The 22,616-nt window shown below is 35.0% G+C and carries 18 protein-coding genes; 11 read left to right on the top strand and 7 right to left on the bottom strand.

The features are described from left to right. Positions 1–273: a co-chaperone GroES gene (gene groES, locus LKV13_RS03770; RefSeq protein ID WP_229089502.1), complete on the top strand. Its 273-nt coding sequence runs from the start codon at positions 1–3 to the stop codon at positions 271–273. Positions 274–443: 170 nt separating this feature from the next. Next, positions 444–1,121: a tRNA (5-methylaminomethyl-2-thiouridine)(34)-methyltransferase MnmC2 gene (gene mnmC2 / locus LKV13_RS03765; protein ID WP_229089735.1), complete on the top strand. Its 678-nt coding sequence runs from the start codon at positions 444–446 to the stop codon at positions 1,119–1,121. 114 nt (positions 1,122–1,235) lie between these two features. Here mnmC2 and valS read toward each other — a convergent pair whose 3' ends face one another. Both valS and LKV13_RS03755 read right to left on the bottom strand, forming a co-directional pair. Beyond that, positions 1,236–3,857 (bottom strand): valine--tRNA ligase, encoded by a 2,622-nt coding sequence (gene valS / locus LKV13_RS03760; protein ID WP_229089500.1) that lies wholly within the window; start codon positions 3,855–3,857, stop codon positions 1,236–1,238. Positions 3,858–3,866: 9 nt separating this feature from the next. Further along, entirely contained in the window at positions 3,867–4,856 is a 990-nt protein-coding gene (locus tag LKV13_RS03755) for a tRNA dihydrouridine synthase (protein ID WP_229089498.1), read from the bottom strand. Positions 4,857–4,905: 49 nt separating this feature from the next. On the opposite strand from LKV13_RS03755, the gene LKV13_RS03750 reads away from it, so the two are divergent. After that, positions 4,906–5,736, top strand: coding sequence for a purine-nucleoside phosphorylase (locus LKV13_RS03750; protein WP_229089496.1), 831 nt, complete (start codon positions 4,906–4,908; stop codon positions 5,734–5,736). Next, positions 5,723–7,786 (top strand): ATP-dependent DNA helicase, encoded by a 2,064-nt coding sequence (locus tag LKV13_RS03745; RefSeq protein WP_229089495.1) that lies wholly within the window; start codon positions 5,723–5,725, stop codon positions 7,784–7,786. The genes LKV13_RS03750 and LKV13_RS03745 overlap by 14 nt, the downstream gene beginning before the upstream one ends. On the opposite strand, the gene LKV13_RS03740 is transcribed toward LKV13_RS03745, so the two are convergent. Then, positions 7,776–8,561 carry a septal ring lytic transglycosylase RlpA family protein gene (locus tag LKV13_RS03740; protein ID WP_229089492.1) on the bottom strand — a complete coding sequence of 262 codons (786 nt, stop codon included), beginning with the start codon at positions 8,559–8,561 and terminating at the stop codon, positions 7,776–7,778. The genes LKV13_RS03745 and LKV13_RS03740 overlap by 11 nt on opposite strands. Positions 8,562–8,700: 139 nt before the next feature. On the opposite strand from LKV13_RS03740, the gene LKV13_RS03735 reads away from it, so the two are divergent. Beyond that, positions 8,701–9,705 carry an L-threonylcarbamoyladenylate synthase gene (locus LKV13_RS03735; RefSeq protein ID WP_229089490.1) on the top strand — a complete coding sequence of 335 codons (1,005 nt, stop codon included), beginning with the start codon at positions 8,701–8,703 and terminating at the stop codon, positions 9,703–9,705. Positions 9,706–9,907: 202 nt separating this feature from the next. On the opposite strand, the gene plzA is transcribed toward LKV13_RS03735, so the two are convergent. Continuing rightward, complete coding sequence (gene plzA / locus LKV13_RS03730) at positions 9,908–10,693, bottom strand: c-di-GMP-binding receptor PlzA (protein WP_229089489.1); 786 nt, start codon at positions 10,691–10,693, stop codon at positions 9,908–9,910. A 402-nt stretch (positions 10,694–11,095) separates the two neighbouring features. On the opposite strand from plzA, the gene LKV13_RS03725 reads away from it, so the two are divergent. From LKV13_RS03725 to LKV13_RS03700, 6 genes are all read left to right on the top strand, one after another. After that, positions 11,096–13,783 carry a penicillin-binding protein 1A gene (locus LKV13_RS03725; RefSeq protein WP_229089487.1) on the top strand — a complete coding sequence of 896 codons (2,688 nt, stop codon included), beginning with the start codon at positions 11,096–11,098 and terminating at the stop codon, positions 13,781–13,783. 5 nt (positions 13,784–13,788) lie between these two features. Beyond that, positions 13,789–14,187 (top strand): ParB N-terminal domain-containing protein, encoded by a 399-nt coding sequence (locus tag LKV13_RS03720; RefSeq protein WP_229089486.1) that lies wholly within the window; start codon positions 13,789–13,791, stop codon positions 14,185–14,187. A 35-nt stretch (positions 14,188–14,222) separates the two neighbouring features. Next, positions 14,223–15,800 carry a glucose-6-phosphate isomerase gene (locus tag LKV13_RS03715; RefSeq protein WP_229089485.1) on the top strand — a complete coding sequence of 526 codons (1,578 nt, stop codon included), beginning with the start codon at positions 14,223–14,225 and terminating at the stop codon, positions 15,798–15,800. An 80-nt stretch (positions 15,801–15,880) separates the two neighbouring features. Further along, complete coding sequence (locus tag LKV13_RS03710; protein WP_229089484.1) at positions 15,881–17,278, top strand: L-cystine transporter; 1,398 nt, start codon at positions 15,881–15,883, stop codon at positions 17,276–17,278. Further along, on the top strand, positions 17,279–18,610 hold the full coding sequence (locus LKV13_RS03705; protein ID WP_229089482.1) for a CoA-disulfide reductase: 1,332 nt from the start codon (positions 17,279–17,281) through the stop codon (positions 18,608–18,610). Between the two features lie 145 nt (positions 18,611–18,755). After that, positions 18,756–19,301: a hypothetical protein gene (locus LKV13_RS03700; RefSeq protein WP_229089480.1), complete on the top strand. Its 546-nt coding sequence runs from the start codon at positions 18,756–18,758 to the stop codon at positions 19,299–19,301. A 167-nt stretch (positions 19,302–19,468) separates the two neighbouring features. Here LKV13_RS03700 and LKV13_RS03695 read toward each other — a convergent pair whose 3' ends face one another. The 3 genes from LKV13_RS03695 to LKV13_RS03685 are packed head-to-tail and all read right to left on the bottom strand — an operon-like array spanning position 19,469 to position 22,613. Continuing rightward, positions 19,469–20,812, bottom strand: coding sequence for an ATP-dependent 6-phosphofructokinase (locus tag LKV13_RS03695; RefSeq protein ID WP_229089479.1), 1,344 nt, complete (start codon positions 20,810–20,812; stop codon positions 19,469–19,471). A gap of 36 nt (positions 20,813–20,848) precedes the next feature. After that, on the bottom strand, positions 20,849–21,820 hold the full coding sequence (locus tag LKV13_RS03690) for a MinD/ParA family protein (RefSeq protein ID WP_229089478.1): 972 nt from the start codon (positions 21,818–21,820) through the stop codon (positions 20,849–20,851). A 10-nt stretch (positions 21,821–21,830) separates the two neighbouring features. Next, positions 21,831–22,613 carry a potassium channel family protein gene (locus LKV13_RS03685; protein WP_229089477.1) on the bottom strand — a complete coding sequence of 261 codons (783 nt, stop codon included), beginning with the start codon at positions 22,611–22,613 and terminating at the stop codon, positions 21,831–21,833. Positions 22,614–22,616: the final 3 nt, after the last annotated feature.

Genomic DNA, 22,616 nt, shown 5'->3' with positions numbered 1-22,616 from the left:
ATGAAAAATATTAAACCTTTAGCTGATAGAGTTTTGATCAAGGTGAAAGAAGCTGAAAGCAAGACGATCTCGGGTTTGTATATACCGGAGAATGCGAAAGAGAAGACAAATATCGGAACAGTTATGGCTATTGGCTCTAGTAAGGAAGAGATTACTGTTAAGGTTGGTGATACTGTACTTTATGAGAAATACGCTGGGGCTGCTGTGAAAATTGAGAATAAGGAACACCTGATTTTGAAGGCAAAAGAGATTGTAGCTATTATAGAAGAGTAAGCAGAGAAACTAAGTTTTTGTCTTAGTTTCTCTTAAGGCGAAATTTTGTAACTTGTTTGGGTGATGTCAAGTTAATCCATATTATTCTAGTCAAACAATTCGATGTGGGTGTGGTTTGTGTTGATGTCTTTTAGGTTTGAGTACTCGGAATCGGGGGCTGGTTGAGGTTCATGTCTGAGCTTCTGTTTAGAGGGCAAACTCTATATTCGGATAGATTTAATGATATTTACTATAATCCGTGGCATGGGCTTGAGGAGAGTGTGCACGTATTCATTAAGGGTTGTGGCTTGGATGTGGAGCTTTCGAGTTTAGAAACCGCAAATATTGCAGAGTTGGGCTTTGGCACGGGGCTTAACTTCGTGGCGCTTTTGAAATTCTTGGGTGAAAATTCTATAAGAACAGGGATTAATTATTACTCGATTGAGAAGTTCCCGTTAAAGAAGGAAAAGATCAGGCAGGTATCTAGGTTTTTTGGTAAAGAGGTAGGTTATTTTAGGCTGTTCCTTAGCAGGTATCCGAATACTCCCAAAAGAGATGTAAAGATGAAGGTAACAGATAATGTTAATCTAAAGATATTGGTCGGAGACGCCAGGAAGAGGATTAATGAGATTCCCGGATACATGGACTACTGGTTTCTGGACGGATTCAGTCCAAGCAAAAACCCAGAAATGTGGAGCAAGGAAGTGTTCGACTTAATTCTACAAAAAAGTAAGGTCGGTGCGAAACTTTCAACGTTCTCTTCGGCTAGGGTCGTAAAAGATGGTCTAAAGCTTGCAAATTTTGACTATGCTAGAGTGAAAGGATTTGGCGACAAAAGGCATATGATAAAAGCAGAGAAGAAGGAATAAAGAGAGATAATCTTGAATCAAGCCTTATTATTTTAGGCAACAATCAAACCGGACACGATCTCCCCTGGTAATCACCGTCGTGGGAGTTTCTGCATAAAAATATCTTCTCTCAAATTACCCAAGTTTTTCAATATAACTGGCAATTTTTGAAATAAAGGAATCGAATTCTTCTAATTTTGACTCCTCGGACTCGACAACACTGCTAGGCGCGTTCGATAAGAAATTTTCATTTTTAAGCTTCGCTAAAGTCGAGGATCTAAGCTTCTCATACTTATCCAATTGCCTAGAAAGCCTCAAAAGTTCCTTATCAATATCTATTAAACCCTTAATGTCTGCAAAACTCTCAAAGCCAACATTGGGTACACCTATCATATTTTCATAATTCTCGTCATAAAAAATTAAATCAAAATTAATGAGTTTACTTGCAATATGCTCATGCTCCCTAAAATATCTCTCATATCTGAAAGTATTATCAAATTTTAGGGCAACATTCATCTTAATGTTTGGTACTATGTTAAATTCACTTCTAAGTGTTCTAACAGATGTAATGAAATCCTTAAATGAATTAAAGCTTTCAAACTCTTTCTTAAAATCCCCCTGACCTGCAGCCTCAGGATAATTTGCTAAAGCCAATGTACCCTTTGAAGATGGAAGCTTGGAATAAATCTCCTCAGTAATAAAAGGCAGGAAAGGATGCATCAAAAGTAAAGACTTTTTAAGAAAAAAAATTAACTTAAAAATAGCCATACTTTGAACTTTACTATCTCCACTGTTCAAACTAATTTTACTAATTTCAATATACCAATCACAAAAATCATTCCAGAAGAATTCATATATAGCCTTCGCCGCATCATTATACTTATAATTTTTAAGTGACCAATCTATAGAAACGATAGTAGAATTTAAACTTTCAAGCAGCCACTTATCAATATCGTCTAGGTCTAATTTATCTGGCATAACCTTGCCATCCAAATTTGATAAAATGAATCTGGACGCATTGAATACCTTATTTACAAACTTGGCACCAAACATAAAATCTTTAGTATCAATATTTAAATCATGCCCCTGAACAGATAAAAATGAAATAGTGAAGCGTAAAGCATCGCTCCCGTATTCACTGACAATTTTAAGAGGATCTATTCCATTGCCTAAAGATTTTGACATCTTTCTGCCCTGTTTATCTCTTAAAAGAGGTGTTATGTATATATCCCTAAAGGGAACTTGGCCTGTAAACTCAAGTCCTGCCATTACCATCCTTGCCACCCAAAAAAATATTATGTCATAAGCAGTAATTAATGTATCTGTGGGATAATAATTCTTAAAGTCAATGTTAGACTCCGGCCACCCAAGGGAAGCAAATGGCCACAACCATGAAGAAAACCAAGTATCAAGCACATCGGATTCTCTGGTGAAACGCCTATCTTTATACTCCTCGCTCAATGATGGATTAAGCGCACTAACAATAACTTCTCCTGTATCACAATCATACCAAGCAGGAATTCTATGTCCCCAAACCAACTGTCTAGAAATGCACCAATCCTTAATATTTAATAACCAATGCCTATACGTATTTTCCCACCTCTTGGGGTAAAACCTAATCTCACCCTTCTCTAAAGCCTCTAAAGCACTATCAGCTAAAGGCTTCATTTTAACAAACCACTGATTTGACAAATAAGGTTCAATAATCTCCCCAGACCTATGACAATGCCCAACTTGATGCTTATGATTCCTAACATCTATTAATAAGTCTTTATCCTTTAAGTCTTTTTCTATCCTAGATCTTGCATCAGCTACACTTAATCCCTGATATTCAATGGGAACATTCTCATTGAGTTTTCCTCTCTGAGTTAAAATATTTATTCTAGGAATATAGTGCCTTTTTGCAATTTCAAAATCATTAGGATCATGTGCGGGAGTTATCTTTAAAGCACCGCTTCCAAATTCCATGTCAACATAACTATCCCCTATTATCTTAACCCTCCTATTTACAATAGGAACTCTAACATATCTGCCAATTAAGGCCTTATATCTATTGTCGATGGGATTAACAGCGACAGCCACATCTGCAAACATAGTCTCAGGCCTCGTAGTCGCAACCTCAATAAAATCATCATCATCTAGTAAATATTTGATAAAATAAATTTTTCCAAAAACTTCCTTATACTCAACCTCTTCATCACTAACAACGCTCCCAGATCCAGGATCAAGATTTACAAGATATTCCCCTTTGTAAATTAAGCCCTTATTATATAAATCTACAAAAGCCTTATTAACAGCGCTACAAAACCCGTCATCAAGAGTGAATCTTTCTCGAGAATGATCATAAGAAGCTCCAAGCTTTCTTATCTGGCTAATAATTATCTCTCTATGCTTGTCCTTTAATTTAAAAATTTCATCAACAAATTCTTCACGAGTAAAATTATCTTTATTTTTTCCAAGATCTTTAAGTTGTTTTTCAAAAACCGATTGGGTCGCAATTCCAGCATGATCTGTGCCAAAAAGCCAAAGGGTATCATTTCCCTTCATTCTCTTATAGCGAATCAGGATATCCTGCAAAGCAAAATTAAGAGCATGTCCCATATGAAGAATACCTGTAACGTTCGGGGGAGGCGCTACCATGCTAAATTTAGGCTTAAAGCTACAATTAGGTTTAAATACCCCATTTTCTATCCATTTCTTATAAATTTCATCTTCAAAAATGTTAAAATCATATTTCTTTGAAACATTGCTATTCATTGCTTAACCTCAACATAACCCCCCAGAATCTGTTCGCTCCAGATTTTCAAAAAGCTCCTCATAATTAGTTGAACCCATAATATTGCGAAAATATTCACTATCCCTCTCAAACTCACTAAAATAAATCTTGAAGTACTTCTTAAGTTTATTAAAATCCTTAGTAAAGCCCCAAGTAGAGTAAAAATCTTTCACATGAAATTTTAATATATTTAATCTAAAATCCAAACTATTACTCAAAAAGTTAGGAGAACATCTTTTAAATAAATTTAAATTCTTAAAAATTCCACGCCCATACATTATCCCATCAACAGAATAATTTTTTACAATTTGACCAGCCTGTTTTAAACTTAAAATGTCCCCATTCCCAATAATTAATGTAGAAGAATTGATTTTATTTCTCAGTTTAATAACCTCATCAAAAACGTCAAAATCTAGGTCACCCTCACTCTGATTAATAGCAAGCCTTGGATGAACTGTCAGCATATCAATACCCAATTTCAATAAAAATCCTAACCAATCCTCAACTTCAGAACGAAAAAATCCATGTCTTGTCTTTATACTGAGGGGTAATCCAAATTTTAAACAAGCTTCCCTACTTGCCATAACTATTTCATAAGCCAAAGTTTTATTCTCAATTAAAGCAGAGCACACTCCTTTTTTAATTATCTTTTTCCTAGGACAACCCATATTAAGGTCAATCCCCCAAAACCCTAACCCGCCTAGAATTTTTATGGCATTAAAAAAGTCATCGGGATTCTTGCCCCAAATTTGAGCAATTAAGGGTCGACTCAATTCATCATTTTTTGTTAAAACATGTTGCATTGATTGCCTAGAGCCACTTACAAGCCCCGCAGCAGAAATAAATTCGGTGAAGTAAATATCGGGTTCATCCTTTCCATCACCTATTAAATGAATCAAATTTCTAAAAACAGTATCCGTTACATCTTCCATTGGAGCCAATATCATAATTGGCCGACTAATATTGTTTAAAAAACTCATAAAATAAATATATAATGAGAAAACATCACGGTAAAGAAGGTTATGAGAAATGAATTTCAAAGAAATTAATAAAAGGATAAATAAGGCTTATTCTTCACTCAAGGAAATATCGGCACTTAAGCCCAAAACAGCAATAATACTTGGTTCTGGCCTGAGCGATTTGAGTATAATATGCAACAATGGTATTGAGATCCCTTATAGAAACATAAAAGAATTTCCAGTATCAACTGTGGATGGCCATAAGGGTACATTAAATATTAGTAATGATATAGTTATTTTTTCTGGAAGGTTCCATTATTATGAAGGCTACCATCCTAAAGAAACAATAATGCCTATACTACTTGCAAAAAAAATTGGAGTTAGAAATTTGATCATCACAAATTCCTCCGGAGCAATTAATGGTCAATTTAGAGTAGAAGATCTTATTTTAATAAATAATCACATAAACTTTATGGGAGTCAATCCATTAATAGGAGAAAATGATGATAATTTAGGATCAAGATTCCAAGAATTAAACTCAATTTATAGTAATTCAAATTTAATGGAATTGACAAGAAGTGTTTATAGAAAGATTTTTAAGGAAGATATTAAGGAGGGAACTTATCTTGCTGTTTCAGGCCCCTGCTATGAGACAACAGCTGAAACACATTTTTTTAAAACAATAGGCGCAGACCTAGTTGGTATGTCAACGGTACCTGAAATAATTATTGCAGCATATCTTAAAATGAATACAGTAGCAATTTCAAATGTCACAAACCTAGCATCAGGAATGCAAAATGGTTCTTTAAGTCACGAAGAAGTTAAAATAAACTCAGCAAAAATATCTAGTAAATTCGAAAAATTGTTAAGAGGGATAATTAATAAACTTGAATCTGATTGATTACATACTTAAAAAAACTGAATTAAATATCAAAGGATTTGCAAAAAGAGATCCACAACTCAAAATGATAGAGAAAGTAAGTAAAGCCTTTGAAAATGAAAATTTTTTAATTATTGAAGCTCCAACCGGAACTGGTAAAAGTCTTGCTTATCTAATCTCTGCAATTGACTTCGTCCAAAAGACACAAGAAAAGGTCATAATCTCAACAGCCTCCATTAATCTTCAAGAACAACTAATTAAAAAAGACATTAAATCTTTAGAAAAAATCATTCCCTTCAAAATAAAATTTGGCCTCATCAAAGGGATGAGAAACTACCTGTGCCTTCGTCGACTTGAAGAACTTGAAAGAAGTCTACTGGTATATACACTTAATAAACAAAATTTAGAATCATTACTTTATTGGGTAAAAAATACAAAAACTGGTGATAAAGATGAACTTAATTTCATTGATGATAAAATATGGGAAGAAGTATCAGCTAGTCCTGAAACATGTTCCGGCATTACTTGCCCTGATGAAAATAAATGTTTTTTTAAAAAAGCAAGAAGAAAAACACTAGAATGTGATATCATAATCACCAATCATCATTTACTCCTTAATGATCTTTATATAAGAAATGAAGTACTAACACAGAAGGAAGATTATGAGGATAGCTCTGAAAAGGAAGAGATAGAAGAGGCTCTCAACTTAATCCTACCTAATATAAAAAACATAATAATTGATGAGGCTCATTACCTAGAGGAAGCAGCAAGAACTCTATTTAGCAAAAACTTTTCAAGAGTCGGGATAAAACAACTTTTTACAAAAATAGATAAAATAATCAAAAGACAAAATATAAGAGGCGCATACAAGAAAAATTTTGAAATTGCAACAATGCTGAGTTTTGAAAACATAGATTATGTAGTAAGAACAAAAAAAGATTTCTCTTCCGTTTACAGAATAACCAATAGTACATATGAAACCGATTTTTATACACGAATTAAAACACACTTGAAAGACATCGTTTATAATCTAGAAAATTATCGAACAGCTATGGTGTCAATAACACAAGAACTTGAAAATAAAACAGCAAAAATTGAACTTGAAAGACTAATTAAAAATATAGAAGAAAAAGAAGCATTAATTAAAAACTTTCTATCCAAAAACAAAAATGAGAATCTTTGTTTTTGGATAGAAAATAAAAAAAATACAGCAACATTTAAAGCATCAGAGATTAATTTAGGTCCTGGTCTAAATAGAATTATGCACACAAGAGCAAGAAGAGCAGTTTTTACATCCGCTACCCTACTCATAAATCAATCATTTTCATATTTTATAAATCAAATAGGGCTAAACTTGAGTGACAAAAACATAGAAATAGAAAAACTTCCGTATTCTTTTTCTTACAAAGAAAGATCAATGCTAACAGTTACATCTGACATTGAAAACCCCAATAACGAAGAAAAATTTTTAAGTCAATCAATAAAATATATTAAAGAGCTTGTACTACTCAATAAGGGTGGAACTTTAATTCTTTTAACATCATTTAAAAGCTTAAAATATGCAGAAAAAACGATTAAAAATTTTCTACTTGAAAACGATATAGATCCCTTCATACAAGGATATTTGCCAAAACATGAACTAGTAAACTCTTTTAAAAAATCACAAAAAAAAAGCGTGCTTATAGGTATTAAGAATTTCTGGGAAGGAATCGACATCAAGGGTGACAAACTGACAATGGTAATAATGCCTAAACTTCCATTTCAAACCCCCTCAGATCCTGTCCTAACAGCAAAGAGTGAGTTGGCAGCCAAAACAGGAGAAAACTTTTTCAGAAAAGAAACACTGCCGCAAGCAATAATGAAATTCAAACAAGGATTTGGGAGACTGATCAGAGACCCAAAAGATTACGGAATCATAGTATGCCTAGACAAAAGAATCTTCGAGAAAACCTACGGAAAACTTTTCCTACGCTCCCTACCCAACATCGAAACACACTACTCAAAACTTGAAAACATAAAACTAAAAATAGATGCGTTCTTTCAAAAAATAGAACAAAATACTAATCTATAGTTAAACTCTCCCCTAAAATCCTTGTCTTTCTTACCAAAACATCCTTATACCCTGTAGATTTAATAAGTTCGACATTTTTCTGTACATCATCCGCAGCAGTAGGTATAAAAACTGTAAAAAAAGACCCATGTACATTTATTAAAACATTTAAACCAACTTTCCGCAGCGTCTTATAAGCTCTTTCAGCGTAATCTCTCATTTTATAAGAACCAACCTGTATATAAAAATCAGGCTCAATATCAGATTTATCTAAAGGATTATCTGCAACAACAGCCTCCTTTTTTCCCGCAAGAGCGTCTTTATCCGATTTCGAACTGGACTCAGAAGGCTCTACCCTAGAAGAATCTACCATACCAAAAGATCCATCATTATTCTTTGCTAAAACCTTCTCTTCATCCAATTTTTCCAATATCTCAATTTTTACAGGCGCAACTCCTATTCCCAGAAAATCTAGCTTTTCGGCAGCCGACTTTGACAAATCAATTACTCTATCCTTCCTAAAAGGCCCCCTATCATTAATCCTTACAACAACAGTTCTATTATTTAATAAATTAGTAACCCGAACGACAGTATTAAATGGAAGCTCCTTGTGCGCAGCAGTAAGTGCCGTCATATCAAACCTCTCGCCATTAGCAGTAGTCTTACCATGAAAAGCCTCCCCGTACCAAGAAGCAAGACCCACAGTAGCGCTATCCAACCTAACGATAACAAGAAACAAGAAAGAGAAAATGAAAACAAGGCCACTGGGATTAAGAAAATTCCTCATAATGCTCATTATAATATAAAACCCAAGATTTTCAACAGGAAAATTAAGCTGGGCTTTAACACAAATTGTTTATTTTCAAATTTTTTGTTTTAATGAAAAATATTTAAAGCGTAAAAAAGTTGCAAAAAGAAGTAAACAAAACGGTACAATGAAGACAGAGTTAATAGGGCGTGGAGAAATAGAAAGAGCAGCCTCTTTTATAAAAGAGGGAGGGTTGGTAGCATTTCCCACAGAAACGGTATACGGACTTGGGGCTAATGCATGCGATGATAATGCTGTTAGGCTGATCTTTGCCGTTAAGAGACGTCCCATTGTAAACCCATTAATCGTACATGTTGATTCAATAGAGAAAGCAAGAGAACTTACAAGTTACATTGGCAGAAGTGCACTGCGTTTAATGCAAAAATTTACTCCAGGTCCCATAACATTTGTGCTTAAAAGCGCCGGTAGGGTGTCTAGATTTGCATGTGGGGGTCTTGACAGTGTTGCAATAAGAATACCAAAGAATCCCGTAGCATTGGATTTGATTAAGATGAGTGGGGTTCCAATAGCAGCGCCCTCAGCCAATCTGTCAAGACGCCCTAGTGCTACCAATTTTGAAATGGCATACAGAGAACTTAATGGACTAGTTAAGGGAATAATTAAGTATGATGTGAGTTTAAATATTGGAATAGAATCAACTGTTGTAAGCTTCACCGAATCAGATGATGTATTAATATTGCGTCCAGGAGCAGTTACAAGAGAGGCAATACAGGAATCACTTGGAAAAGAAGTTAGTGTAGACTACGCTTTAGGAAAAGCAGCAGCTGCATCGCCTGGTAATTTACTACAACATTACAGACCACGCATACCTGTTTATTTGTTCAATGGGCAAGATAATATAAGGAAATACATGACTAACAGATACACAAAAGTACTCATTACACGAGATACTCTTAATTCATATTGGTTTAATAAATTTTACAGTATGGTACATAATATTTGTGTATACAACACACTTGAAGAGTATGCTGCCAGCATATACAGGGAATTTGTAGACTCTGAAAAAAGATATAAACAAATACTTGCAGAGTACACACACAACAGCGGGCTTGGTTATTCGATTAATAACAGACTTATGAAAGCTAGCTTGAACAAATTCATTAGCAACTAAATCATCTTTTGTTTGTCCTTTGCTAACCACAACCTGCATCTGCTAGAACAAACATTTCAATGTGATCCTTGATTACAATTTAAAACTTATTCAACTCTTAAAATTCGCCTAACCTACGTCTACCGACAAAACACCCGGCTTCAATTTTCTGTAGGATCAATGCAGAACAACACTCCCAAACACAAGTTTTCAATTAAAAAATCTAATTAAAATAATCATGGATTAGCATAGTATATTCAAGAGGTATTTCCTCCTCACAAAATGCAACCCCTAAAGCCAAAACTTTGCCGTTAGGAGTCTGAATAACACTTAAATTTCTTGACTTTCCCTTAATAAAGACTTCCTTATCTGCAATATTAAAATTCAAAGTCAAATCAATTTCCTTTTCTCCCGCTTCTTCATAATCAAAATAAGAAATCAACAATGCCCCTCCATAAGATAAGTCCTTAATCAAACACTTATGTCTCATCCCATTAAATTCAAGAAAAGTCTTCTCCAAGTTAAGGTTAAGCCTTCTAAGTGAATCTTTATCAACGACAATACGCTCATGTATTCTTTGATTCTGCCCAAGCTTTAAGTCAAGAAGCTTGCCAACCTTAATAGCAAACTCTTCTGGCATAGAAGATAAAAAATCCAGAGTTAGCAAATTATAATTCCTCTCCTGAGAAGGATAATCAGACATGTTTGCTAATCTAACAGCCAAGGGTGGGATAAAAAAAGAATTGTCCTCAAAATCATCAAATCTTCTGAGTTGAATATTTCCCATATTTCTATTTTTAGCTAAATTCGGTAAAACTGTATCATCCTGAAAAATAATCTTAATACAATTCATAGAAATAGAATAAATCACTCCATGCACCATATAACCGCCAACCTTCATCTCAACGGTATTTCTGACATTAAGGAAACTGCTTATCTCAGTACTCATCTTAATTTCTTTACCTTTATACTTAGACTCATAATCTCTTATTTTCCTAGACAAAAGCATAAACTTCTCCTTTCAACCTAACAAACAACAAAAACACAGAATAATCAAAACCGACATCTGACACTTAAGAACCTTACTGAAACACAACTCCAAACCCTTCGGGCTATCACAAATCACCTAAAAATAATTTCATTCAAGACACCAAATACAATCAGCATCCTACAAGTTAATACAACAAACCCAAAAATAAAACTTTTACTCCAAGAATTTGGTCGCATTAAACAAAAATAACAACACAAACACCTCTAAATTCAATACTTTCGCTTATCTCTAACTCGCACTACGGAACCCGCACAACACATATGGGAAGAAAGTATAACAACATTTTCGTGTTATCACAACTAAAGAAAAACATTATTAATTCTATTTTATTTATAGTATAATTGCATATGAGGATACAGCTTGAAAGATCTTAATTTAGATAGTAGAGGCGTCACACTCCTTTATTTGACATGCTTTATTGCCAGTCTTTCCGTTATTATGCTCTCGATTGCGGTGGTTCAAACTATTAACACACAAAAAGACAAAAATTTTGGGGACTCAAACCCCGCTGTACCTTCAAAACTTTTTGATGCTAACGGTAGAATTATTACGCAATTCATATCTGATGAGAACAGAGAATTACTTTCTTTGAAAGAAATGCCTGATAATCTAATAAACACTCTTTTGATACGTGAAGACACTGAATTTTACTCTCACAGAGGTTTCTCACTAATGGGAATGCTTCGTGCTGCTTTTAATATCGCACTTGGTAGATACTTTTCGGGAGGAAGTACTTTAACGCAACAACTGGCAAAGCTTCTTTATACCAATCAAGCAAAAAGATCCGTCTTGAGGAAACTAAATGAGATTTGGTGGGCTATACAACTTGAGAAAAAACTATCAAAGTACGAAATACTTGAGAGGTATTTAAACAAAGTCTATTTTGGGAATGGAAATTATGGAGTAGTAGCAGCCGCCTCTTTCTTTTTTAACAAAAGTGTCAAAGACATTAACACTGCAGAGGCTGTTTTAATGCTTATACAATTGCCAAATGCGAAGCTTTATTCTCCGTTCTACAATCCGGAGTTCTCCAAAAAAATACAAAAAGCGGTTTTAAATCAGGTTGTAGCCAATGGAATAATAAGTTCTGAACTAGCTGAGAGGGAGTTTAATGAATATTGGGAAAACTACGATTGGACTCGTATGGCAGACACATCTGCTATCTCTTACAAGGAGGATAATGCCCCTTACTTCTCAGAATATGTAAGACAGAGAATCATTAAACATCTTCCAGCTGGAGCAAACATATACAAAGATGGATACTCAATCTACACAACGCTTGATCTTGATGCACAAAAATGCGCAGATGAGGTTACCCATGATATGATCTTGAAGGCTCGCAAAATGTACAACTCCACCAAATCGTCTGAAACATTAATAATTAATTCGGAAATAGTTCCTGTAATTGACACAATATCTGATCTGTTTGGGATAACAAGTACTAGAGTAAACGGCAGGCAATACAAAAAGCTTAGAACAAGAAAATTTTATGAGGATAATATTGACTTAATTGCAAGCTTTGCAGCAGTATTGGGCGCCGATTCAATAGATAAGGCAACAAAAGAATACACTATGAAAAATAAAATAAACCCAAGCTCCGTAATTCAACCAGAAGGTGCATTCATAGCAATAGACACCACAACGGGAGCAATAAAGGCAATGGTTGGTGGTAGCGGATATAATAAGGGGAGTGAGTTTAATAGAGCAACACAGGCAAAAATACAACCTGGAAGTGCCTTTAAGTCTTTATACTTTTCAGCTGCCATTGATCTTAAAAAGATTACCCCTGCTACAATGTTCTCAGATTCTCCAGTAGCTTTTTTTAACGAAACAGGAGATGTTTATGCTCCTGAAAATTACGGAGGAAAGTGGAGAGGCAGTGTATTAACACGTAGGGTGTTAGCTTTATCTTTGAATATACCATCCCTTAGGGTATTAGACACATTAGGGTTTGATGATGCAATTAGCTACTCTGCTAAACTACTTGGAATAAAAGATCAAAATGAGATTAATAAAACATTTCCCAAAGTTTATCCCCTTGCTCTTGGTGTTATCTCAACATCTCCAATACAAATGGCAAGAGCGTTCGCAATTTTGGGAAACAATGGTAAAGAGGTAGAGCCTTACGGAATAAGACATATTGAAGATAGGAATGGCAAAATAGTAGCAAACGTGGAATCAAACATTTTAGCTGAAATAAAAAACAGGGGAGCTAGCGCGCAAATAATGTCTCCTCAGGCTGCATACATTATGACAGACATGATGAAATCAACAATTCAATACGGAACTCTAGCAAACCAGAGATATACGAACCTTAAAGATTTCAATTCTGATATTGCAGGAAAATCGGGAACCACACAAAACTGGGCAGATGGATGGGCAATAGGATATTCACCCTACGTAACAGCGGCTCTTTGGGTTGGTTTTGACAAGAAGGGATATTCACTAGGGACTGCCGGTACGGGAACAGGCCTGGCAGGTCCTAGTTGGGGTAAGTTTATGGCAAAATATCATAAGAATTTACCCAAAAAAGTTTTCATAAGACCCACCGGAATAATCAATGTAGCTGTACAAGCAGAGACGGGCTTATTGCCGGAAGGAGTACCAAACGAAAAAGTAATAAATGAAATATTCATAGAAGGTACTCAACCACTTGAGAGATCAAAGTATTACGAAAATAAATCTGATCTTTTAAATAAAATGGAATTTAATGTTTACGGAATTGACAACATCAACAGCAATGATGACTTAAATATTGAAACACAAGAATTTGAGTACATAAATTACGATTTTGATAAGCCTGATGGAGCATACATCAAAAATCAAAGCAGCCCAGATAAGGACAATAGTGATTTGGAAAAAACTTATGATAATAAAGTCGAGCCTCAGGATATAGAAGATAAAATGATGAATGACAATGTTGATTCGGATAAGATAGAGGAAAAAAATGGCTCGGATATTAAAGAAAATGAGACAGAAAAAGAGGGTCCTCTTACTTATGAAAATGAAAACAAAGATGTCAATGGGGAAAACATTCAGTTGGATTAATAACAATGTTAATAGATATAGAGCAAATAAGAATAAAGGATAGAATCAGACAGAATACGGGAGATGTGGCAGCTCTTAAAGAAAGCATAAGAAAACATGGCTTGATTTATCCAATAATAATAGACAAGAACAAAAATTTAGTAGCAGGATTTAGAAGATATCAAGTTTTAAAGGAACTTGGCTACAAAGAAGTTGAGGTCAAGGTGATACCCGTAGAAGATAAAAAAGTTCTGCTTGAGATAGAACTCGATGAAAATAATACTAGAAAATCATTAACAAGAAGTGAATCAAGTGCTGGAGAAGAACAACTAAAAATTTACTTAGAAAAAAATAGAATAATAAAAGTTTTAAAATTTATTATTCTAAAACTAAAAAAATTCTTTAAAAGAATAAAAACACGCTAGAATTTAAGTTATGTAACATTTATTGGAGGAAATTTGTGCTCAATTATCAAAATCTTAATAAGCTTAAAAATTTTCAAGAATTAGCGAAAATTGAACCTGAAGCATTAAAAAAGGCTATAACTTCAGAAAGAATAAAGGAATACGATATCAAAATAGACGGTGATGCTGTAAATTACAACTATGCCACAAAACAAATTAACGAGACTCATCTAAAAATATTTCAACACTTAAGCGATGAAGCAAATCTAGTAGAAAAACATAGAGAGACTGTTAATGGAGTAGATGTTAATATCAGTGAAAAAAGGAAAGTTTTACACCATTTAACTAGAGGCCTTTTGGGTACAGAAGTAACAGAGAATGGTGAAAATATGCGAGAATTCTTCGAAAAAGAGCTTAAAAGAATTTTAGAATTTGCAAAACAAGTCCAAAATGGGACAATTAAAAGCGTAAAAGGCAAATCATTTAAAAACGTAGTACAAATTGGCATTGGTGGCTCGAGTCTTGGTCCTAGGGCATTGTATACCGCAATAAAAAATTATGCTAGGAAGAAAAATTTATATCTGATGAAAGCTTATTTTATTTCAAATATTGATCCAGACGAAGCTGGAGAAGTTTTAAGCGACATAGATCTTAATGAGACCCTTTTTATTGTAGTGTCAAAAAGCGGAACTACACTAGAGACCGCCTCCAATATGCAATTTTTAATCAAAAAATTAAAAGATAATGGGATTGAAGACTATCGGAAACAAATTACAATTATTACTTCAAAGGGAAGCATACTAGCACTTGAAAGGGAATATCTTGAATGTTTCTTTATGCACGATTCAATTGGTGGAAGATTTTCACCAACATCCGCTGTTGGGATTGCTCTTATTACTCTTTGCTTTACAGAACATGTTACAAAAGAAATACTGAAGGGTGCTCATGAAGTTGATAGAAGGGCATTAAACAGGAACGTAAAAGAAAACGCTCCACTCTTGGCTGCATTGATTAGTATATACGAAAGCAACGTGCTCAATTATAGTAGTAATTGCATTATCGCATATTCAAAAGCAATGGAAGATTTCTACCTTCACTTACAACAGCTCGAAATGGAAAGTAATGGGAAAAGTGTAAACCGATTTGGAGAAAAAATAAATTACAAAACGGTCAGAATAATTTGGGGAGGAATTGGAACTGATGTACAACACTCATTTTTTCAAATGCTTCATCAGGGAACAGAGATAGTGCCAATGGATTTAATAGGATTTAGTGAATCTCAACTAAAGCAAGATGTAATAACGGAGGAAACATCAAACAACGACAAGTTAAAGGCAAATTTAGTAGCTCAAATTATTGCATTCTCTCGGGGTAAAGAGGACAAAAATAGAAATAAAAACTTTGAAGGTAATAGGCCTTCCTCATTAATATATTCAAAAGAACTTACGCCTTATGTGGTAGGTGCAATACTAGCTCACTATGAAAACAAAGTAATGTTTGAGGGGTTTTTACTTAACATAAATTCATTTGACCAAGAAGGGGTTCAACTTGGAAAAATAATTGCAACTCAAATCCTAAAGAAAGATGGTGTTGAAAACGAAATAATTAAATCTTATGAAAGATTACTGCAATGAAAAAATTTAGAAAGATTTTAAAAAATATGATAATATCATGATTATTAAATAATTATTTAAGTTTCAACTTGAGAGGCAAAATGAATATAACAGTAATATACACACTATCAAACATAGCGATTATGTTTGGGCTGGTGGGGCTATTGTATTTTTTCCATAAAAAACGTATCTCATTTACAAAAAGGATATTTACAGCGCTAGGACTAGGAGTGATCTTTGGTGTATCTATGAAATACTTTTATGGCTCAGAATCTTTGGTTATAGAGGAAAGCATTAAATGGATTAACATTTTAGGAATAGGCTACATAAGGTTTCTTAAAATGATTGTAATGCCCCTTATAATTGTCTCGATAATATCTGCGATAGTGAAATTAACAAACACCGAAGATGTTTGGAAAATGAGCCTATCTGTAATATTGGTGCTTGTGTTTACAGCAGGGATTGCATCGATAATTGGAATTTACACATCTTTGTTCTTTAATTTAACAGCAGAGTCACTTCAACCCGGTGAAGATGAGATTGCGTATGGAAGGAATTTAAACCAAGGTCTTGACAATCTACACCAAACTCCAATTACACAAAGACTGGCAGAACTTATTCCTGAAAATATATTTGAAGATATGGCAGGAATGAGGCCAAGCTCAACAATTGGAGTGGTAATATTTGCTGCCCTTATAGGAATAGCTGCTCTTAAAGTTTCAAGGAAAAAACCAGAATCAATAGAATTTTTCAAACAAATAATGGCAACAGCACAAGATTTAACTGCAGGAATGCTAATTTTAATTTTAAAGTTAACTCCCTATGCCATATTAGCAATGATTACAAAAATAACGGCGACAAGCGACACTTCAAGCATACTAAAACTTGGAAAATTCGTATTTGCTTCCTATATTGCCATTAGCATTACAATTTTGATGCATATGGTCTTAATTGCACTTAATAGACTAAATCCAATTACTTTTATTCAAAAAGCGTTTCCTGTTCTAACATTTGCATTCATATCTCGTTCTAGCTCGGCAACAATACCTGTTAATATAGAAGTGCAAACTGAACAACTAGGAGTTAGCGAGGGCATTGCAAATATCTCCAGCTCGTTTGGAGCTTCAATCGGACAAAATGGGTGTGCGGCTCTCCATCCTGCTATGTTGGCAATAATGATTGCCCCTACTCAAGGAATTAACCCAACAGATCCCTCATTTATACTCCAACTCATAGGAATAATAATAATAACCTCCTTTGGAGTAGCTGGAGCTGGGGGGGGAGCAACGATGGCATCTTTAATGGTTCTCTCATCAATGAATCTACCTGTGGAACTAGTTGGATTACTAATATCTATTGAACCACTAATTGATATGGGGAGAACGTCTGCTAATGTAAGTGACTCAATGGTGGCGGGCGTAATTACCGCTAAAAATCTTAATCAATTAGATCTCAATATATACAATAGTAGGAATAAAATAGAAAAGGAACTCGTTTGAATGAAAATAATAATTATAGGAGGTACCGCTGCGGGTACCAGCGCTGCTGCTAAGGCAAAGAGAATAAATAAAGAACTAAATATTACTATTTATGAAAAAACTAATACTACGTCCTTTGGCGCTTGTGGACTACCGTACTTCATCGGGGGTTTTTTCGATGATGAAAACAAAATGATAGCCAGAACCCCCAGTGAATTTGAGCAAAATGGAATATCTGTACGTACTGAGCATGAAGTTATTCAATTAAACGCCGAAAGTAGTACTGTTAAAGTAAGAAATCTAAAAACGGAAGAAATATTTATTGACACATATGATAAATTGTTGATTGCAACGGGAGGAAAGCCTATTATTCCCCCTATTGATAATATCAAGCTGAAAAATTTTTACACCTTAAGAAACATGCAAGACGGAATAGAAATAAGAGAACTTTTTAAAAAAGAGGAAATAAATGACATAGTGATCATTGGGGCTGGATACATTGGAATTGAAATGGTAGAAGCCGCTAAGAATAGGGGGAAAAATGTAAGAGTTATTCAGCTGGATAAGCGAATACTTACCGAGTCATTTGACGAAGAAATTACTGATATGATGGAGGCAGAATTAACCAAAAACAATGTTTTACTTCATACAAATGAATTTGTAAAAAGTTTAGTAGGGAAAGAAAGAGTTGAGGGAATAATTACAAACAAAGGCGAATATAAGGCTGACCTTGTAATTCTTTCTACGGGGATACGTCCCGCTACTGAATTTTTAGAAGGGCAACTTGAAACCTTAAAAAACGGTGCCATCGTTGTAAACGAGTACGGTGAGACTAGCATGAGGGGTGTTTATTCCGCAGGGGATTGTGCTACGGTGTACAATATTGTAAGCAAGCAGCATGATTACATTCCCCTTGCCACAACGGCTAGTAAACTGGGGAAAATAGTAGGTGAAAATTTAGCAGGACAGCGCGTCCCTTTTCGGGGAACTCTGGGATCTGCATCCATTAAGGTTTTATCCCTTGAAGCAGCAAGAACTGGTCTAACGGAGGAGAGTGCTTTAAGGCTTGGGATGAAGTGTAAGTCGGTGTTTATAAAGGATAAAAATCACACAAGCTATTACCCATCTCAGGAAGACTTATACATTAAATTGATCTACAATGAAGCAACAGGGGTAATCGTAGGAGCGCAAATAATCGGAAAAAACGGAGCCGCAATAAGAATGCATGCACTATCTCTTGCAATTTATTCGAAACTTACAACAAGGGAACTCGGAACAATGGATTTTGCATATTCCCCACCCTTCTCAAAAACTTGGGACGCGCTAAATATTGCAGGCAATGCAGCAAAGTAGATCAACTAAATAACCACCATCAATACAGAAAAAGAAGTCTAGAGAAATTATGTTATAATTAACCTGTGTCGATTGATGCGATGTCTGTTGAGATTGCAGTAAAAATTGGGATGTCGCGTTAACAGAGACATAAAGGAGAATTTTAGTGAATAAAATGGTTAATGGTGTGTTAGCTTTGCTGGCTTTCGCGGTTCTGTCTTGTGATCTTTTAAATCAGGTCGGGTCGGGTGCATCTGGGGGTTCAGTACCGGTTAAAGGCAATGAGGAACCAAACAGCAATGAGGTATCATCGGACAGAAATGATGAATCAGACAAAAGTGATGCTGTAACAACAGATGATAAGGTAGTAGGTGCGAAAAAGAAGGTGGATGTAGTAGCGGACGAGACCCAGGAACTTCAAAATTCGCCAAAAGGAAATAAACAAGAAGAAGAATCTGAAAGCAATACAAACCCGACTCTGGGTGTTCCCAGTGCAGCTGGTGACGATGGCTCTACAAGAAATGTAGATGAATCCGGTTTTGGTATTTCAATGGATGAATTTATAAGGGTGGATGTACTTCCCCCCCCAAAAGAAGAGAAAAAACAAGGGGAATCTGTAGATCCTTTTACGCGTGTTGTAAGCGGTGGTTCTTTCCTAGTTACGGAAGACCTACACGATCCAGACACAACAGAGACAGAAGAAGAAAATTAGCCTTTGGCAACGGAGAGGTCTTGAGAAAGTCAAGGCCTTTCTCTTTTTACAACGAACAAGGCAACTCCCTGCCACACTCAACCAAGTAGAGGCAACTTGCTGCACGAACACACAAAACCCTTGCCCAAACAAAAATTTCTGTCTTTAGGTTTGTTAGATTTTATATTCTAGTTCTTCATACTAAATGGCTGCCCAGTACTTGCAAGAACATCTCTCCAAAAGGAACCATTGATATTTACCTTATTTCTATCAATTACTGCCATTTCTATTGGGATGTGTACAAACTTCGTACTCCATAAGCTAATCAACAACTTTGTTTTACCAACCATCGCAGCATGAACAGCGTTTGAGCCAAGACGAGCACAATAAAGAGAATCGCTAGCATTAGCCGGCGAACTTCTAATGATATAGCTAGGATCAATGTACTTAAGAGTAATTGGAATTTTCTTAATGTTAAAATATTCTGTAATCTTATCTTTAAGATAAAGTCCAATGTCCTCGTAAAGCAAATTACCAGAATCATCTCTCCTACGGCTGCTAGGATCAAAGTACTTTTGCCCTGCTCCTTCTGCTATCAATATTACCGCATGAGGGATTTCATCTAAACTCTCTTTAGCCAAAAGCCTTCTCTCAAGATGAGTAAGAAAACCATTGGGTCCTTCAATGTCAAAGTCCAGCTCTGGTATTAAACAAAAGTTAACATCATTGGACGATAAAGCAGTATAAGCAGCAATAAAACCAGAATCCCTGCCCATAACCTTAACAAGACCAATTCCATTATAAGCGCTGTTTGCCTCAAAATGCGCCCCCGCAACAGCTGCCACTGCCTGCTCCACTGCCGTTTCAAATCCAAAAGATTTTTGAACAAACATAAAATCATTATCAACTGTTTTAGGTATTCCAACAACAGCTATCTTTAAATTTCTCCTAGCTATCTCCTCAGCAATCAAAATAGAACCCTTCTGAGTCCCATCTCCACCTATATTGAAGATCATATTAATATTCATTCTCTCTAAAGTATCAACTATTTCAACAGGTCTAATCCCTCCCCTTGAAGATCCAAGTATCGTACCACCAAACTGGTTAATATCATCCACCATATCTGGATTAAGTTGAATAAAAGGTGAGTTAGACTCTGGCAAAAGACCCTGATATCCAAATTTAACACCATAAATATTACGAACTCCATATACTTTCCAAAGAGTTCTTACAATCGAACGAATAACATCATTAAACCCTGGGCAAAGCCCCCCGCAAGTAGTAATCGCCGCCTTGACATGCTTTGGAGTAAAATATATCTTATCCCTAGGACCAGCTTTCTCTAAAAGGATATCCTCATACTTATCACAGATCTCTTCATTTTTATAAACACTAAACCTAATTTTATTGACCTCGCTGGCAAAATGTACATGACTCTCACTGGCATAAAAATCAATTAAAGGATTATTTTGCTTACATTCCCCCAAGCTCTCTATCCTGAAATCTAATTCCTTATCTCTAATCCTATACATTATCTCATTCCTCCATCGTAACTCATTATAATCCAACTAATTTCTAATAAACTGACTTTGATCTTTAATCATATCGTATATGTCATCGTAGATATAGGGCGATCCTTCAAGAGGAGACTTAATCAAATTGTGGGAAATAAACTCGAAATACTTATTAAGTTTTGAATTTTTATCAAAATCAATAAACGGAATCCTACTATTAACAGATTCTCTAAAACTCCTTGCAAACGGAACAAATCCAATAAATTCTATTGGTATATTAATATTGTTCTTAACAACATTAATCAAACTTTCACACATACCTATTTCTTCACTAGATTCTATCCTATTAAGTACAACCCTAGGATAAAAATTATTCATCATCTTTTTTACCTTAAGAGATGAACTTAAAGATATAAGCTCAATTCCTGTAACTAAATCTTTAAACTTAACACTAGCGCCCTCTATTCGTTCCTTAAAGAAATTACTAATATATTCGCGTTCAGCACTTTTTGAGGGAAAGCCTAAATACAAAAGACGATAAAGTGCATTTTTTAAAAACGAATACGCATTAAGTATAGAAGGAGTCTCTGGTACAGTAACAACAATACCACTGTAAGCTGCCAAATAAAAATCTACAGTATTATATGACGTACCCGAACCTAGATCTATGAAAACAAAATCCGCAACAAGATCTCTTTGAATTGAGTCAATTATCTTCTTCTTTATAGGAAAAGGAAGATTGGCCGTCCCCGCGTAAAGAGCGTCACCTGGTATTAAATAAAGTTTACTGTAAGGCGTTTCAACAATTAAATTTGAAAAATTCTTTTCGCGCTTATTAATAAAAGAACCTATACCAACCCCCGTATTTTTAACCCCTAAACATGTATGTAGGTTAGAACCACCAAGATCAAGATCAACCAGTATTACGGTCTTTCCTAAACTTGAAAGTTTATAGCCAATATTAGCAACAAAAGAGGTCTTGCCAACACCACCTTTTCCGCTCGCAACAGGAATAATCTTAGTCATCCTAAATCCTCTAATCGCTTTTCTTATCTTTATTAAACTTTTTCATGAAATCAAAAAATCTTAAAAAACCCAACTTCCTAGCCTCTTCCTTAAGCGAAGCCTCTTCTTCCTTAGAAGCCGCAATTAAGTCTTTAATCAAATCTTTGTTGTTTGTAAAACTTTCAATACTATCGGGTTTACCACAGATCACAACCTTATCGTCTTTTAAGAAAAAATAATCCCCATCTACAAACTCATACCTAGAATTACTTAAATTCCTAACAGCAATCACCGTAATGCCCCTTTCCCTTCTCAAATCAGCCTCAAGAAGGGTCTTTCCCACATACTCATTAGGAATGACAGTTTCAGCGACAATAATATCATACCCAATAATACTATATGTTGAAAGATTGGGAGAAACTAATAGTGGAGTCAATCTTCTTGCCGCATCCTTACTCGGAAATATAATTCTCGTAGCTCCAAGGGTTTTCAATATCTCAGCATCATCCCTATCCTCAGTCTTAACACATATTTCCCTTACGCCTAAAAGATTACAATAATGCGTAACAAGAGCACTCTTTCCAAGGTCATCATCAAAATCAATAACTACAGCATCCGTGTCTGCAGGAATTACCTTCTTTAAAGCATTTTTAGTAAATTGATCAAGAATAAAACTTTCTGTAGCAATAACATCATATTCTTCAACCAACTCCTTTGATGTATCAACAATAATAATTTGACAATCAAGTTTGCTCAAGTCCTCAAGAAGATGCACGCCTAAATTACTAAGACCAATAATAACAAACGTCTTCACTTT

This window comes from Candidatus Borrelia undatumii (genome assembly GCF_020882015.2).
Lineage (GTDB): Bacteria > Spirochaetota > Spirochaetia > Borreliales > Borreliaceae > Borrelia.
This window is presented reverse-complemented; position numbering and strand designations above follow the sequence as displayed.